The sequence below is a fragment of the Vibrio sp. Vb1554 genome (assembly GCF_033344235.1).
On the sequence record NZ_JAWPOJ010000005.1, the window covers coordinates 41311 to 56475 of the forward strand.

A 15165-nucleotide genomic window follows, 5' to 3' on the forward strand; every position below is an offset into this window, starting at 1 on the left:
GATTCCTGACCTCGCCTAGGCTCGTCGGAATGACGGGAAACAATAAAAGATCGATACCAGCAGCATTAACCGATCTGCACTTCAAGATCCGCTTCGATGATTGATGAGCAGGCGAGCACATAGCCTTGTTCAATTTCTTCTGGCGTCAATGTTTCTTGGCTAGTGGAAGAGACGTTGCCTTTACGAACCTTGCATTTGCACGAGCCACAAATTCCGCTTCGACAAGCGACGATTAATGGTAAACCTGCGCCTTCGAGCACATCGGCCAGTACCTGACCTTTTTGCGCATCGATGCTTTGAGCAAAATCAGGAACAAAAACGTTAACCGTCTCATCGGAGACCGATGTTTCTGCGCCAGTCGCTGGCGTAAAACTCTCTTGGTAGAAGTTCGTCATGTCAAAACCAAGGTCATTCAAATAGCCGTGTACATCTAGCATAAACTGGCTTGGACCACACAGGTAAACGGTGCGTTGCTTGAAATCAGGAACAAGCTCTTTAATCCAGTCGGCATTCAAACGACCTTGTGGGTGTGACGTTCCTTCGCGGTTTTTCAGCAACAGCTTTAAATGGAAGTTGGGATATACGGCGTCTAACGTTTCTAGCTGATCGTAGTAAATCGTCTCTTCTGGGCTGCGTGCGATATGAAGAAATGCGATGTCCACATCGTTGTCGTTTTCATCTTGATTACTCAGCCAGTGTTTTGCCATCGAAAATACGGGCGTGACGCCGCAACCTGCACTGATAAGCAAGGCTTTTGTTTCGCCATCACGTAACACGGGTGGATGGTCGATGCAGTTAAATTCGCCTGCTGGTGGTAATGCTTGAACGGTATCACCGAGCAGCAGCGAGTCAACGATGTAGTTCGATACTTTACCGCCAGATACTCGTTTGATGGTGAGTTGAAGGTGATCGTCCTCATTGATAGAGCTGATTGAATAGGCTCGAAACTCCATTTTTCCATCAATTTCGACGCCCAAGTTAATAAACTGGCCAGGCTTAAACTGAAACAGAAGTGACTCGGTTAGTTCAGCCAATTTGATGCTGACGGTGTCGTGTGTTTCGAAGTATTTGTCGATGCAACGGAGTGTGACGGGTTGGTTACCTTGCCATTCAAAAAACATAACAATCTCTTTGGTTTTGGCTATTTTTGGTTCGAAATAGATAGCGCCTCCGCGTAAGGAGGCGCGTAACAAGCAAGTTTATTAAGCTGCTAGGATGGCTTTTAGATCATCCTGAACATTGCCAATACTGCGCATATCGAACTTCTCTTGGATGATGGCGATTAGGTTTGGCGTTAGGAATGCTGGTGCAGTAGGGCCTGTGTAAATGCCTTTCACGCCCAATGCAAATAGCGTTAGCAAGATAACGATCGCTTTTTGCTCGAACCAAGAAAGCACAAGCGTGAGTGGTAGTTCATTGATGTCACAGTCAAACTCTTTCGACAGTGCAAGTGCAAGCTGGATTGCAGAGTAAGCATCGTTACATTGGCCCACATCCAATAGGCGAGGGATGCCGTTGATATCTCCGAACGTATTCTTGTTGAAGCGGAACTTACCACACGCCAAGGTCAGGATTAGCGTGTCTTCTGGCGCTTCAGCCGTAAAATCGGTGTAGTAGCTACGTTCCGCTTTATCACCATCACAACCGCCGACTAGGAAGAAGTGTTTGATGTTGCCTTGCTTCACTTGGTCGATAACCGCAGGGGCGGCGTTCATCAGTGCATTGCGACCAAAACCAACCGTGATGTGGTGTTCGATTTCATCGTGTTGGAAACCGTCTTGCGCTAGAGCACATTCAATCACTTGGCTAAAATCATCGCCTTCGATGTGAGCCACACCAGGCCAGCCAACAATACTACGAGTGAATAAACGGTCTGCGTATTGACCCACATTTGGATTCAACAAGCAGTTTGACGTCATTACGATTGCACCAGGGAAGTTGGCGAATTCTTTCTGCTGGTTTTGCCATGCGCTGCCGTAGTTACCGACAAGATGAGAGTATTTCTTCAGCTCAGGGTAGCCGTGTGCAGGCAGCATTTCACCATTGGTGTAAACGTTAATGCCTTTGCCTTCGGTCTGTTGCAGGATTTTTTCTAGGTCATGCAAATCATGGCCAGAAACAAGAATACATTTACCTTTTACTGGCTTGACGTTCACCGTGGTTGGTTCTGGATGGCCGAAGGTCGTTGTTTCACCTTGGTCGAGCATTTCCATCACTTTGTAGTTCATCAGGCCAATGCGCATTGAGCAATCAAGTAGTTCGCCAAGATCTTCAGGGTCTGTGCCCAACCACGCCATGATTTCATGGTATTCGGCATAGATATCGTTGTTGGTTTGCTCAAGAACACGTGCGTGCTCCATGTACGCGGCTGCACCTTTAAGTCCGTATAGGCAAAGTAGGCGTAGGCCAATAACATCTTCATGTACTTGGTCTTTACCACGGTTAACCGCGACTTGAGGAGCAAAAGCTAAGATCGCTTCTGCGCTGTTTGGTAGCTCGAAGTTGGCAACGGCAGGAATGTCAGTAAGGTTGGTGTTTGACAAAGTCGCAGCAGACATTACTTGCTCTTTTAACAATGCTTTGTACGTTGCGGCTTGAGAAGTTAACTCTAGGATGCGTTCAGGGTCGAAGTTAACGTTCGTCAATGTAGAGAAAAATGCCTTGGGTGCCCATTGGTTGATTTCATCGTTAATGATGTTGAATTCAAGTGCTTTTGATGCCCAAAAAGAAACCCCTTGCAGTGTGTAAACCAACACGTCTTGCAGGTCAGATACTTCAGAAGTTTTACCACACATACCTTGTGCAAAAGAACAACCTTTAACAGCAGGGGTTTGAATTGTCTGTTCACATTGAATACAGAACATATTGGGTTCTCCAGTGATTGTTTTAATAGTCGTGATGTTGACCACTAGAGAGCAGAATGTGTGCCAATTTTTATTTTGTTGATTTATATAGGATTTTATTGTTTTTAGGCGAATGATTGATGTAATTAAGACAACGGGGCTGATGTCTTAATTACATCGGCTTCTTGTGGTTGGTTATTTATTGATCCCGAGCTTTTTACCCATCCGATATAAGTTCCCTCGATCCATTTGTAAAAACTCCGCTGCTTTTGCCCAAACGCCACCAGTTTGGCTCAAAGCATGTTCAATTAAATCACGTTGATAGCTTTCTATTAGCTCTCGCATTGGTTGGCTTTCTTTAGGCAGATAATGCGATGTGTTTTTTACATCATCGAGAGCCAATGAGGTGTCGAAATGGTTAAGCATGATCGTGCTTGCGCCTTGTTGAATGGCGTGTAAAGCCGCGCGAGTTAAAGTGTGTTCGAGCTCGCGCACGTTTCCGTACCAAGGTAAAGACTCCAGTTGAGTCAACACTTTAGGGTGAACGTGCAGATTGGGTGCATTGAATTGTTGGCGTACTTTTTCCAACAAATATCCTGCTAAAACGGGAATATCCCCGTCACGGGCACGCAGTGGGGGGACTTGGATTGGGAACACGTTCAAACGGTGGAAAAGGTCTGCTCGAAACGTGCCAGATTCGACCTCTTTTTCTAATTGTCGATTGGTCGCGGCGATGATGCGCACATTGACCATCAAATGCTGATCGCTACCTACACGTTGCAGCTCGCCTTGCTGAATTACGCGCAGCAATTTTGCTTGCAAAATCAAAGGCAGTTCGCCCACTTCATCAAGGAAAATCGTTCCACCGTCTGCCAGTTCAAACTTACCGGCACGGTGGCTATTAGCACCTGTAAATGCGCCTTTGACATGGCCAAACAGTTCACTCTCAGCCAGACCTTCAGGCAGGGCCGCACAGTTGACGTAAATCATCGGCTTATCGCTACGATGAGATTGCGCGTGTACCGAGTGCGCGACCAGTTCTTTACCAGTTCCGGTTTCTCCTAAGATAAGTACCGCGTAATCTGATTGAGCAACAGTCGCAATGTTGTTTCGTAACTGGTTGATCTGCGGACTCAAACCCACCATTTCGCCATGTTGAGAACGGGCTTGTTGGATAAGGGTTTGAGTGACGCTTTTTTGCTTCTGGTTTTGCGCTTTGAGCGCTTTTAATTGAGCTATGTTACGCAATGTCGCAGCGGTCAAAGCCGCAAAGGTTTCGATAGCGACAGGGTCAATGTCATCAAACGCGCCCACCGTTAGTGCATCCATCGTTAGTGCGCCAACAAGTTGGCCTTCGACATACAAGCTAAAGCCCATGCAATCGTGAACATCAATGCATTGGTCTTCAGTTAATAGTGTGCCGTCGAAAGGATCCGGCAGTGAACAATCGGCATCGAAACGCACCGGTTCACGGCTATGAATAATGGCATCTAAGCGAGGGTGCGCCTTGGGGAAATAGCGACGACCTAAGACTGAGCTGGATAAGCCTTTTACCGCGACAGGAGTTAGAAACCCATCCTCATCGAAGATAAACAGGCAGCTCGCATCACATGGGAATACTTGCGCGACCCCATCAATGAGGTTTTGATATTGCTGCTCGTGAGAGCGATTTGAGCTGAGGTTTAGCGCGATATTAAGGAGTACGTGGTCAATAGTCGGAGTCATAACAAGCCCAAAGTTATCTGGAATGGGCTCATGCTAGCAACTTGATGTCATTTGAACATCGAAAGGTGTGGGAGATTGATGTTCCATTGACGACGATCAAGTTTGATACGAAAAGAAACGCGCAAGTTAACAAGCCAGTGATGTGAGCTTGCGCGGGTTAGGTGTTTGAATCAAAGCAGGCCAAAGGTTTGGTTCGTCCGAATTAACGAGGAACGACTCTGGCGTTATTACCAGAAACATTGATTTGGACCGCTTGGCCTGGTTGGAAAATCATGTTTGGATTTGCTTCTTGAACAATAGAGATAATCTTTCCGTCCTCTAAACGAATGGTCAGATTCACGCCATTTCGTTTCGCGGTTGCTTCAGCCGCTTTGCTGCCTGCATAGCCACCCAATAGACCACCACCAATGGCAGCGATATCCGAGCCAGAACCGCCCCCAACTTTTGAGCCTAAGATCCCGCCCACGGCAGCACCAGCGATGGTGCCAATGGCATTGGATTGGGTAGAGGCATCAATGGTTACGGGTTCTACTTTTTCTACTGTGCCGTAGTAAACCTGCTGAACTTTGCGAGTGTCGGATGAGCCGTATGCATCTCCGTACGGGTTAGGTGAGCTACAGCCGCCAAGCACGAGCGCACAAGTAATGGTGAGCAACATGCCTAAATTGATCTGTTTTTTCATATAGCCTCCGAATGGTTTCTTCATTCAAAGAGTATATACCCCAATTTAACCTGCGTTTTGGTGCTTTATAAAACAGTGGCTTAGCGGCCTGTCCCTTAAGGAAACGCGATTGTCTAAGCAGTATTAATGATCGTTAAGCGTATGAAACCCTGAATAAATACGTGTAAAAGTAGTAAACCAGCATGCCGCGCCAAAGATATACGCGATGACGGCAAAGTGTTGCGGTAGCAAACAAAATAAAACCAAGCAGCCAATGGTTTCTGTACCTTCGGTTAAGCCGCTCATGTAGTAAAGCGATTTGTTTTTATATACCGGATTATCGATGCCTTGTTTTCCTGCCATGATGGCAAAAGCCAAAAAGCTACTACCAGTGCCGATGAAGGAAAAAATCAAAAATGCGCCTGCAACGGCATTGTGCTCTGGGTTGGCAAGCACAAAGCCAAAAGGAATCAACGAATAGAACAAAAAATCTAAGCTGATATCAAGAAAACCACCCGCATCGGTAATGCCTTGAATCCTCGCCAGTGCACCGTCTAACCCATCACAGATTCTGTTCAGCAAAATAAACAGCAACGCCAACAAGTACTGTTCGGTGATCAAAGCCGGCAGGGCAAAACAGCCAAGTACAAAACCAAACACTGTCGTCTGATTTGCAGTGATACCACATTTATCGAGATATTTCGCACTGAGTGCCAGCGGTTTGCGGATGAGCTTTATACTCAGGCTATCAAGCATGATTTGTCTCCCACGGCCAGTTTAGGCAGCTGCTGCCATCAGGAATATCGTCTTCATCGTGCGTTACCATCAAAGTAGGGATGTTCGCTTGCTGCAATTGTTCGACCACCCAATTGCGAAATTGCACGCGCAGGTCTTTATCCAGCTTGCTATAGGGCTCATCAAGTAGCGCAACTTTTGGCTTTGCTAGCAGCATACGAGTCAATGAGATACGGGCACGTTGCCCTCCCGAAATTTGGTCAGGAAAGGACTCTGCTAGTTTGGTCAATGAAATGTTCTTCAGTGCTTGCATAGCGTGAGCTTTACGCTCTTCACCTTTGATTGAGTTTGGTAGCGCGAAGGCAAGGTTCTCCCACACCGTTAAATGAGGGAAGAGCAAATCTTCTTGGAATAGAATACCGACCTGACGCTTATGGGCAGGGAGGGCATCCAACTTTTCGTTATCAAGCGTAATGGATCCAGAGTAGTTGAACTCGGCGGATAGGTGCCCGGCAATGGCATCCAACAAAGTGGATTTACCACAACCGCTAGGCCCCATCAGGGTAACGATTTCACCTTTTTCTACGGTCATGTTGAACGCTGAAAAAAGCGCGTCGCCATTGGTTTTACGGATGGCGAGGTTTTCGAGACAAAGACTCATTCAGTAGTAAACCTTTTATAGACAAGCGGCGATACTTCCTGTGCAAGTGGCTAAGCAGTATCGCAAAAGAAAAGAACAAGAATGGCAGCAGAGCTTGCCAAATGGCGTAAATAGCGGTGACACGTCGGTCAAAACCACTGGATAGTGCAACGGCTTCGGTTGTGATGGTGCTAATGCGCCCAGCCCCTAGCACCAATGTTGGTAGGTATTGCGCCAGGCTGACACTAATACCGACAGCCCACGCGAATGCAATTGCAGGCAGGAGGATTGGCAGTTTCACTTTTAACCAAGCTTGCATCGGTGATTTACCCAAGCTGAGTGCGACGCGAGTTAAGCCGTTATCGAAGCTGCGCCACGGACCGTCTAGCGAGAGGTAAATAAATGGGAACGCAAAGAATATATGCGCCCAACATACCCAAAAGAAATACGCATTACTGTTTAAGTACAGCGTCACTACTTGCATACCGAATAGCACGGATAGCTGAGGAATCAGCATTGGGATGGCGATGATGTAACCGGGCACCTGCCAGCGATAACGGAGACGATACTCATGTGCTATTAAAGCAAGAACTAGCGCGACAGTCGCGCTGATTAGGGCGATTGACATACTTTGTTCTAGAGTCCCTAGAATACTGTGCCATTCGTATTCCCAAAAACGCAGGCTGTAACGGCTTGGGAGCAAATCTGGAAAGCGCCAACGTTGGGCAAAGCTCCACAGCACCATGAGTGGAATCATTAGAAGTGCAAGTAGCGCGACCAGTGAAAATAGGGTTTTACCGGGTAAACGAAACCCGTTTCGACCAGAGTACTGCCAGCGTTTGAAGCCTTTGGTAATACACCATTCCATTAAGCGTGCAAATCCAATCAAAAGGCTTGCGATCGCAAACAGTATTACTGCGCCAGCGGCCGCTCTTGGTAGGAGCGATAAATCTGGATCGTTAAACCATTGCCATACCAAAACCGCAAACGTCGGCGGGTTGGTGGGGCCAATAATCAGGGCGACATCGACAACGGACAAACTGTAAGCCAATACCGCCAGCATTGGAAAGCGCAGTTTTGCTATCCACTGTGGGAACACGCATTTCCACCACGCTTGCGCCGAACTGTAGCCCATCGAATGACTGACTTTTTCAATCTTATCGACTTTCAATTGCTGAAGAATTGGAATACTCATCAACAATAAAAACGGCACTTCTTTAATCGCAAGCATGATGATCAAACCGAGTGCGTGCGGATCTTTAATCAGCAATGCTAAGTCATTCACCGTTTGTGCATTCGGGTCGTAACCAAACAGTTGGTTGAGAACCCTAACGCCCATACCAGTTGGGGCAAACAAGAACGCAAAGCCAATCGCAAACGCGACGTGCGGCATGGCAAGAAGTGGCGAGAGGCTTACTTCAATTTTTCGCCAAAACTTGCTGCCCCAAGACGCCTGTAGAATGGCAAACGTGATGAAGCAAGCCAAGTAGCTACTGAAAATGGCAGAGTAGAAAGTAAGCCCGATGGATGTCCAAACACCCTCCCAATCAAAAACAGCGTTAAAGCCATCTAAAGAAAAGTGGTGCAAGCCGATAGGAGGCACATAACCGAGCGCAGAGACCACCACTCCAAGTAGTCCCGGAATGGTAGGCAAAATACAAACTGCGATAATGACTAAATACAGCGCTCTTAACATGGATTCTTACTAATTCCCGTAGCGTTTCAACCATTCTTTTTCTAACGCCGCTTGCCAACTTGGATGTGGCTCAGCGATAGATTTGAATTGTTGAGTGTTTTTGGCCGAACCAGTTAGGTATTGGTTGCTTAGTACCGAAGGGTCGCCCCAGATGTTTAGGTTACCTTTGCGAGACTGTGCTTCAGGGCTCAATAAAAAGTTTATCGCAACTTGTGCACCAGCACTGGCATTTGCGTTCCAAGGAATCGCTAAAAAGTGGATATTTGAGAGTGCTCCTGCGTCCATTGCGTACGCTTTGGTGCTCTCTGCAAGATTACCGCTCGACTGCGCAGAGAAAACCGCGTTCGGGTTAAAGGTAATCGCCAGGTCAGTCTGACCATCATCTAGTAGCTGAAGGGTTTCTGCTGTACCACCTGGAAACTGCTTACCACCGCGCCAAGCGACTTTATGGAACTCATCTAGATAAGACCACAGCGGTTGAGTGACTTGCTCAAACGTGTTATCGGTAACTGGTTGTTGCAGCTCAGGGGCGTTGTTAGACAGTTCAATGAGTAATGCTTTGATAAAGCTTGTGCCATGAAACTCTGGTGGTCGAGGGTAAGTCAGGCGATTCGGGAACGCTTTTGCATAGCTCAGCATTTCTGCGAATGATTTTGGAGGGTTATGGAGGGTTTGCTCGTCATGGATAAACACTAATTGTCCTACTCCCCAAGGTGCTTCTAGACCTTCTGTTGGCTCGGAGAAGTCCACATCAATTGGTAGAGATTTATCCACATATTGCCAGCTTGGCAAACCTTCGACAAAAGGACCAAATAGCAATTGGTTATCCTTCATTGATTTGAAGTTTTCGCCATTGATCCAAACCATATCAACACTGCCACCGCTGTTTTTGCCTGCCGCTTTTTCTGCGATAAGTCGAGTAGTGGTCTCAGAAATATCAGTTACTTTAACGTGGTTTAGCGTCACGTTATAACGTGATTTTAGCTCTCTACTCGCCCACTGTATGTAGCGATTAATTTCTTGGCTTCCGCCCCAAGCATGAAAGTAGACGGATTGCCCGTCGGCTTGATGTTCGATTTTTTGCCATTCGCTATTCACTGATGAATCGGCAAAAGAAGGTGTCGCAAAAGTCGTGGCTAAAATGCCAATGCTGCTGAGTAGCTTTTTCATATCTATTCCGTGTTATGTCTTTTGGTTCTTGCTTTCGTTTCTATTGACGTTTTCGCAAGTCGTTCCGCTCTGTTACAAGGATAGTAATTCATCTCTCTCTATTATCAATGCCAATCCCAAACGGAATCACTCATTGATTCAAAGAATTACTCTCAATGTGAAGCAAAACGAAGAAAGGACAAATTTGGTGTCATTTTAGGAGCGGACCGTTTGTTTGAGGATATTCTTTCAAGTAATTGAAAATTATTGTCCCCAGAGATATGAATAGGTTGTTTTACAGAGCAAAATTGATGTTTAAAGCATGGAATTGAGGGCAAAAGAGAAAGAAAGTTTGTCACTTAAATGACTTTGGCATGCACGACCAATGACTCGTGGACATAAAAAAAGCAGCCGTCTGGCTGCTTTCAAAATACTATTTGGTTTACTTAGTTGGGATTAGTTTACCCAGTCACGTAGTGTAAACGTCAATTCGTGATCGGCACTTTTCAGAACAAGACCATCTTTAGTTAGCGTGATATCGCTCCAGTTAGATAGTGTTTGTGTCATTGCGTTTTCGATCTTCATTTGATCTTCCATACACATCTTCATGGTCATGCCCATTTTTTCGATGCGTAGTTGGTTGTTTTTCAGCTCGGCTTGACCGAAGAAGTTGTTGCAACCTGCGTTGCCGTTTGCGGTTAGATTTTCACCAATTTCTAGGCGAGCCGCTTTTTGGTGTTCGTCTAGAACGATATTTTTGCCATCAACTTGAACAAGTTCCCAGTTGTGGTGCTGCAAATCTTGAGCCGTTATTTCTTTCACATTATCACCGTTGCTAGCACAAGCAGTCATAAGAACAGGGAGAGAGATTGCTGTAACTAACGTTTTTAGGCTAAGCTTCATTTTATAGACTCCGTTTTTATAAACGCGGTAAGTATAAGTAATAAAACACTGTTTTTGTCAGCATAAGGTTATGGTTTCGTATGTTTTTGACATAACGAAGTATATCGCAGGTTTTGTTGCTGACTAATCTTCTCATTATTTAAACTAGGCCAATACGCCCTAATATGGAAAGAGCGGTTTTAGTATGGAGCAACTGGAGTTTTTTACTGTCCCAAGCCCTTGTGTTGGAGTATGTACCTCCGATGAAAAAGGGTATTGCAAGGGGTGTATGAGAAAGAGAGAGGAAAGGTTTAATTGGCTTAACTTAACCCCCGCTCAGCAGTTGCACGTTATTAAGTTGTGTCGTCAAAGGTACAGAAGAAAGATGTTGGCAGGGAAGACGAAGCCAGAACAGCTTCAAGATGAGTCATCGCCTCAACAAGACTTATTCTAGAACTCTTGTTCAGTCTGTGGGGTTACGCCTTCGCTTTCGGTTCTGATTAGGCTTTTACATATTCCCGGTCCGGCAAGGTGTCCTTTAAGAACCGGGAATCTCCTATCCATTTTCCCTATAAAGCGGTAATTGGCGTTATTTCATCGACCAACGGTCGCTAACCCAGCCTCCCGCTTGTTCGTCGAAGTGATTTCCTGAAAATCGATGATTGAATTCAACATCTAATTTACTTGTTGGGCGTTCATCCATGAGTTGATGAATGTATCTCGCCATAGGATCCGTACAAGCTTCACGCTCTCTACGGGTAACTACTTCTTTGATCATTTGGAGTCTGTAGCTATTGCTGGCTCGTTTCATTTTTGACCTCCAGAACTCGATGGCAGCAGTTTGAACACATTGACGTCCAGATCGCTGCTCATTAGTGTGCGCGTGGAGGCACATCACCATCGTTTGAAGTCCAAAGACAAATTGTTTGAGAGCAGTGTTTGTAACGCCATTCACATCTTTCTCAGAATCATTGACTATGCGATTAAAAATGTTTCGCGAAATTTAGCCAATGAACCTGCATATTTAAAAGACCTTATCAAACATAGAAGCCCAACACAGGGGCGTCAATAACACAAATGAACAATTTTTGAACATATTGTGAAGGTGGAGAGTTTTCAGTAATTTATCGAAAATAAAAAACCGAAGCACAAAGCTTCGGTTTTGAGGAAAGCCCTGACGAAATTGCTTGTAAAAGCTCTTAGTGCCAGGGGTAAGGTGTTGAGTATTAGCTACCAGATGCAGGACAGCCTTTTACTGGTTGGCCATTACTGAAGTACTTGATGTTCTCTAAGTTCTTGTTGTAGTTATCCGCAGAGATTTGTGGGTTGTTTACGAAGAACTCGCGCAAAACGTATGCATCGGTTAGCTGTGTAGATTGAACATCGATGATTGGATAGTTATCGCCACCAGCAGCACTGAAGCTGATTACAGAGAATGTGTACGTTGCGTCTAGATCGAAGCCTTTATTGTTAATATCGGTAATGGTTACTGAGCCAGCATCACAATTTACATCTAAAGTGATGTTATCTAGTTGAGCGTAAGCACCAGAGCCTGCAGATTTCGTCGCAACCACATCTAAGTATTCTTTAACTTCTTTACCTGTCATAGTTGCTTTAGTCACGAAGTTACCAAATGGCTGAACCGTTAGTACGTCACGGTAAGTGATATCACCATCTTGGATTGAATCACGCACGCCGCCAGAGTTCATCACACCAAAGTCAGCATTTACCGTTTTGTAAGTACGGTATGCCTCGCCGAGTAGGTGACCTAGGTTAGTTTGTTGAGAGCGAACTACGTTACGATCACCTTCTAACTTACCCGTCGTATTAGAAATCTTCTCATCTAATAACTCTTGACCTTGTTGTTGGTATGGCAGTAGTAACGCTTTTACCGTTGCATCTTGTTGAATTCGTTCACCGATAACTTCATCGTTTTCGTCTAGAAGGTTTACAGGAATCAGTGCGTAATTCGCTAAGTGAAGCTTGCCGTCGTAGTATTCGAAGTCTGCACGACCCACATATTTACCCCACTCATGCGCTTGCATAATCCAAGTGCCTTTTTGTTGGTCTGGGGCACAATCATCCCCAGGTTTGAAATCAGCATACTCATTGGTACCTGGTTCCATACATACAGGGTTTTGTGAGTGACCACCGATGATAGCGTTTAGCTGTCCTTCTTCAAGAGAGCGAGCGAGTTTAACGTCACCTGGTGCTTCACTACCGTTTTTGCCATCTTCGTAGTGACCCATGTGCGTCGTTGCAAATACTAGGTCTACCTTTTCGTTCTCTTCGATTTCTTTCAGTACCTTTTTGATTTCTACTTGAGGGTCTTCGAAGTGGATGTTTGATACGTTGTCTGGATTGACTAGCTTCGCAGTGTCTTGCGTTGTTAGACCAATAACAGCGATCTTAAGGCCGTTGATAGTAAATACTTTGTAAGGGTCGAAGTAACGCTCGTTTGTATCTTTTTTATAGATATTCGCAGCCAGCATAGGGAAGTCAGCTAGCTCGGCTTGCATATCGAGAATATCTAGTGAGTTATCAAATTCGTGGTTACCGACAGCCATTGCATCGTAACCAAGTAGGTTCATCCCTACGAAGTCTGGAACCGCATCTTGCATGTCTGATTCTGGTACACCGGTATTAATATCACCGCCAGATAGCAGAATGGTTTCACCGCCTTTTGCTTCGACTTCTGCGCGGATAGATTCGATTAAAGTGTGACGCGCAGCCATGCCGTATTCGCCGTCGCTGTTATGCCAAAAGCGACCATGGTTATCGTTAGTGTGGAGAACGGTGAACTTAGTACAAGAATCTGCAGTCTCGCAGGTTACTGGAGAATTGTCGCTGTCTGAGCCGCATCCTGCTAGCGCAGCGCCTACTGCCACTACCAAAAGAGATTTGGAAAACTTCATAAGGGATCCTTTCTTTGTGATTTTGTTATTGTTACGGCGTGAAATATACGGAATTAATGTGAAACTTTAGTGATCTATCTCTTATTTATACTTCTATCGGAGAAATGAATTAATAAGCCTGCAAACTACGTCTATAAATAAACAGAATTGGTATTTAGTATTTATTTTATATAGCTAGCTCTGTTTTTTGTGAGGTAGTTAACTGAATGTGTGTTGTTTGTGTGAATCAATGCGCATTTTTGCGAAGTATTACGCTGATTTTGGTGATTATTTTGCCAAGTTTATGTTTTTCCTAATAGGTATGACACAAATCGTTATAAATTTTCGCTCTGATGATGAGGGGTGGCGGTTTGTATGCATAATGAACAGCACAGAGCTTAAACTCATTTGATCATGGCTTTATTCTGCCAAACTCTATCAAAAATTGTATTTATCTCTTTACTATAATTGCGATCGTTTAGAAACCTTATGCTTTAAGCATCGTTTATTTATCCTCATCCGATACCTTATCGTGCTTATTCCGCATTTGACACTCGAATGTTTAAACAAATAGATTCAACCTAATGAGTCAAAATGAAAAGTAAATAATGGATCGTTCTTCTTCGAATATTATGATGTGAACTATCATTTAATTAATGAAAATGAAATGGATTAATGTAAAGCGTTGCGACTGTAGCTGTTATCTTTGAGCTTTGGTTTAAAGGGTAGGGTTAAAAGAATTTGTAAGTGGTGAACGCTAAGAAAGGATGCTTATGAGATACACAGTAAGGGACGCACTCAAAAAGGAAGCAGCCCAAATCGCCAAGATACACGTTGATTCTTGGCAGGTGGCGTATAAAGGATTAATGCCAAAGAGCTACATAGAGCAGTTTACGATTGAGCGTCGAGAAAGGATGTGGGCGCGAGTGATGACGGAGCAACTGGCCCAATTGATCGTAGTTGAGAGGCAAGGAGAAATTGTTGGCTTTTTAAGTTACGAGTTACCTAACCACACCAGCGAAGATAAAACGGCATTAGTGACATGTTGCTACGTTACGCCGCTACATTATGGGCAAGGAGCAGGAAGTGCACTGTTAGATGAGTTAGAGACACGTTTGTTCTCTACGTCAGTTATGCAGATCAGTTTGAAAGCACTGGATACTAATCAACAGGGGCTTAACTTTTACAAGAAGTGTGGTTTTGTGCGTACTGGAGAGGAAGAGTCGGAAGTGATTGAGAGTATGACGCTGACCGATCTCACTTTAGTGAAGTATATTGCCCGTTCATAAATCAAATGCTATATGCCAAATATAGTAAAACCCCGGAGGTGGTAAGACTCCGGGGTTTTGAAATTTTGTAGATGTCTCGGTTGGTAAGTCCGATTATCTTTTATGCAAAAGGTTTGGATTTAATCCGATTAATTCCTTGGTAGGGAATTAGATACGGATGAAGTCCATGTGTTCAACTTTTGGCTTGAACGCGTGACGTTGAACGTCTTGTGGCTTAACTTTAACTTCTTTGCCATCGATAACTAGAACGATGCCTTCGTAGAATTCAGGCTTGTCCATTTGGTTTACGATGTCGTCGTGGTTAAGAACGATAGCTACTGCTGCTTCTTCACCGCCGTATACAACTGCAGGGAATTTGCCAGCGTGACGTAGGCGGCGGCTCGCACCTTTACCTAGTTCAGTACGTACTACTGCTTCGAATTTCATAGTATTTACTCTCAAATTAGTAAAAATCAAATGTTCACAATCAACAATGCGACCTTGTTGTTCGTGGTAAAGCTTGAAACAGGAACTGTTCAAGCGAGCGCGGATACTATCATTCCACTTATAAATGGGCAACCCAAATCGTATCCAAATCAACAAAAAGGTATGATTTAGCGGGGTGGAAGGCTATCCCTTTTAACGCTTTGCTTGGATTTTGTTCACATCGAC

General features: G+C 44.8%; 14 protein-coding genes. 2 read left to right on the forward strand and 12 right to left on the reverse strand.

Annotated features, from left to right (window positions below; all coding sequences use genetic code 11):
* Positions 1–65: 65 nt before the first annotated feature.
* From R8N28_RS06195 to R8N28_RS06235, 9 genes are all read right to left on the reverse strand, one after another.
* Positions 66–1121, reverse strand: coding sequence for a hybrid-cluster NAD(P)-dependent oxidoreductase (locus R8N28_RS06195; protein ID WP_065274381.1), 1056 nt, complete (start codon positions 1119–1121; stop codon positions 66–68).
* An 81-nt stretch (positions 1122–1202) separates the two neighbouring features.
* Complete coding sequence (gene hcp, locus R8N28_RS06200; protein WP_065274382.1) at positions 1203–2864, reverse strand: hydroxylamine reductase; 1662 nt, start codon at positions 2862–2864, stop codon at positions 1203–1205.
* A 174-nt stretch (positions 2865–3038) separates the two neighbouring features.
* Complete coding sequence (norR, locus tag R8N28_RS06205) at positions 3039–4568, reverse strand: nitric oxide reductase transcriptional regulator NorR (RefSeq protein ID WP_065274383.1); 1530 nt, start codon at positions 4566–4568, stop codon at positions 3039–3041.
* Between the two features lie 202 nt (positions 4569–4770).
* Positions 4771–5250 carry a glycine zipper 2TM domain-containing protein gene (locus R8N28_RS06210; protein WP_065274384.1) on the reverse strand — a complete coding sequence of 160 codons (480 nt, stop codon included), beginning with the start codon at positions 5248–5250 and terminating at the stop codon, positions 4771–4773.
* Positions 5251–5373: 123 nt separating this feature from the next.
* Positions 5374–5985: a CDP-alcohol phosphatidyltransferase family protein gene (locus R8N28_RS06215; protein WP_042522015.1), complete on the reverse strand. Its 612-nt coding sequence runs from the start codon at positions 5983–5985 to the stop codon at positions 5374–5376.
* Positions 5978–6625 carry an ATP-binding cassette domain-containing protein gene (locus R8N28_RS06220; RefSeq protein WP_065274385.1) on the reverse strand — a complete coding sequence of 216 codons (648 nt, stop codon included), beginning with the start codon at positions 6623–6625 and terminating at the stop codon, positions 5978–5980. Before R8N28_RS06220 ends, R8N28_RS06215 begins: the two co-directional genes overlap by 8 nt.
* The gene (locus R8N28_RS06225) at positions 6591–8300 is read right to left on the reverse strand and encodes an ABC transporter permease (protein WP_065274386.1); all 1710 of its coding nucleotides are present in this window, start codon (positions 8298–8300) and stop codon (positions 6591–6593) included. Before R8N28_RS06225 ends, R8N28_RS06220 begins: the two co-directional genes overlap by 35 nt.
* A gap of 9 nt (positions 8301–8309) precedes the next feature.
* The gene (locus R8N28_RS06230) at positions 8310–9470 is read right to left on the reverse strand and encodes an ABC transporter substrate-binding protein (RefSeq protein WP_064353819.1); all 1161 of its coding nucleotides are present in this window, start codon (positions 9468–9470) and stop codon (positions 8310–8312) included.
* A gap of 435 nt (positions 9471–9905) precedes the next feature.
* Positions 9906–10352, reverse strand: a complete 447-nt coding sequence (locus R8N28_RS06235; protein ID WP_065274387.1) for an META domain-containing protein — start codon at positions 10350–10352, stop codon at positions 9906–9908.
* 184 nt (positions 10353–10536) lie between these two features.
* On the opposite strand from R8N28_RS06235, the gene R8N28_RS06240 reads away from it, so the two are divergent.
* Entirely contained in the window at positions 10537–10785 is a 249-nt protein-coding gene (locus R8N28_RS06240) for a DUF1289 domain-containing protein (RefSeq protein WP_005378062.1), read from the forward strand.
* Positions 10786–10920: 135 nt separating this feature from the next.
* Here the strand turns inward: R8N28_RS06240 and R8N28_RS06245 are convergent, their stop codons facing one another.
* Positions 10921–11142, reverse strand: a complete 222-nt coding sequence (locus tag R8N28_RS06245) for a hypothetical protein (RefSeq protein WP_005386686.1) — start codon at positions 11140–11142, stop codon at positions 10921–10923.
* 415 nt (positions 11143–11557) lie between these two features.
* A complete protein-coding gene (gene ushA / locus R8N28_RS06250) occupies positions 11558–13246 on the reverse strand; it encodes a bifunctional UDP-sugar hydrolase/5'-nucleotidase UshA (protein WP_017634888.1) in 1689 nt (562 codons plus the stop codon).
* A 752-nt stretch (positions 13247–13998) separates the two neighbouring features.
* Between ushA and R8N28_RS06255 the strand changes: the two genes are divergently transcribed.
* The gene (locus R8N28_RS06255) at positions 13999–14514 is read left to right on the forward strand and encodes a GNAT family N-acetyltransferase (protein ID WP_065274388.1); all 516 of its coding nucleotides are present in this window, start codon (positions 13999–14001) and stop codon (positions 14512–14514) included.
* 147 nt (positions 14515–14661) lie between these two features.
* Here the strand turns inward: R8N28_RS06255 and rplY are convergent, their stop codons facing one another.
* On the reverse strand, positions 14662–14940 hold the full coding sequence (gene rplY / locus R8N28_RS06260) for a 50S ribosomal protein L25 (protein ID WP_005378066.1): 279 nt from the start codon (positions 14938–14940) through the stop codon (positions 14662–14664).
* Positions 14941–15165 lie beyond the last annotated feature (225 nt).

Coding starts and splice junctions, on each gene's coding strand:
- R8N28_RS06245 (WP_005386686.1), bottom strand. CDS start 11,142: ATGAAACGAGCCAGCAATAGCTACAGACTCCAAATGATCAAAGAAGTA.
- ushA (WP_017634888.1), bottom strand. CDS start 13,246: ATGAAGTTTTCCAAATCTCTTTTGGTAGTGGCAGTAGGCGCTGCGCTA.
- R8N28_RS06210 (WP_065274384.1), bottom strand. CDS start 5,250: ATGAAAAAACAGATCAATTTAGGCATGTTGCTCACCATTACTTGTGCG.
- R8N28_RS06230 (WP_064353819.1), bottom strand. CDS start 9,470: ATGAAAAAGCTACTCAGCAGCATTGGCATTTTAGCCACGACTTTTGCG.
- rplY (WP_005378066.1), bottom strand. CDS start 14,940: ATGAAATTCGAAGCAGTAGTACGTACTGAACTAGGTAAAGGTGCGAGC.
- R8N28_RS06215 (WP_042522015.1), bottom strand. CDS start 5,985: ATGCTTGATAGCCTGAGTATAAAGCTCATCCGCAAACCGCTGGCACTC.
- R8N28_RS06195 (WP_065274381.1), bottom strand. CDS start 1,121: ATGTTTTTTGAATGGCAAGGTAACCAACCCGTCACACTCCGTTGCATC.
- R8N28_RS06225 (WP_065274386.1), bottom strand. CDS start 8,300: ATGTTAAGAGCGCTGTATTTAGTCATTATCGCAGTTTGTATTTTGCCT.
- R8N28_RS06235 (WP_065274387.1), bottom strand. CDS start 10,352: ATGAAGCTTAGCCTAAAAACGTTAGTTACAGCAATCTCTCTCCCTGTT.
- R8N28_RS06255 (WP_065274388.1), top strand. CDS start 13,999: ATGAGATACACAGTAAGGGACGCACTCAAAAAGGAAGCAGCCCAAATC.
- hcp (WP_065274382.1), bottom strand. CDS start 2,864: ATGTTCTGTATTCAATGTGAACAGACAATTCAAACCCCTGCTGTTAAA.
- R8N28_RS06220 (WP_065274385.1), bottom strand. CDS start 6,625: ATGAGTCTTTGTCTCGAAAACCTCGCCATCCGTAAAACCAATGGCGAC.
- norR (WP_065274383.1), bottom strand. CDS start 4,568: ATGACTCCGACTATTGACCACGTACTCCTTAATATCGCGCTAAACCTC.
- R8N28_RS06240 (WP_005378062.1), top strand. CDS start 10,537: ATGGAGCAACTGGAGTTTTTTACTGTCCCAAGCCCTTGTGTTGGAGTA.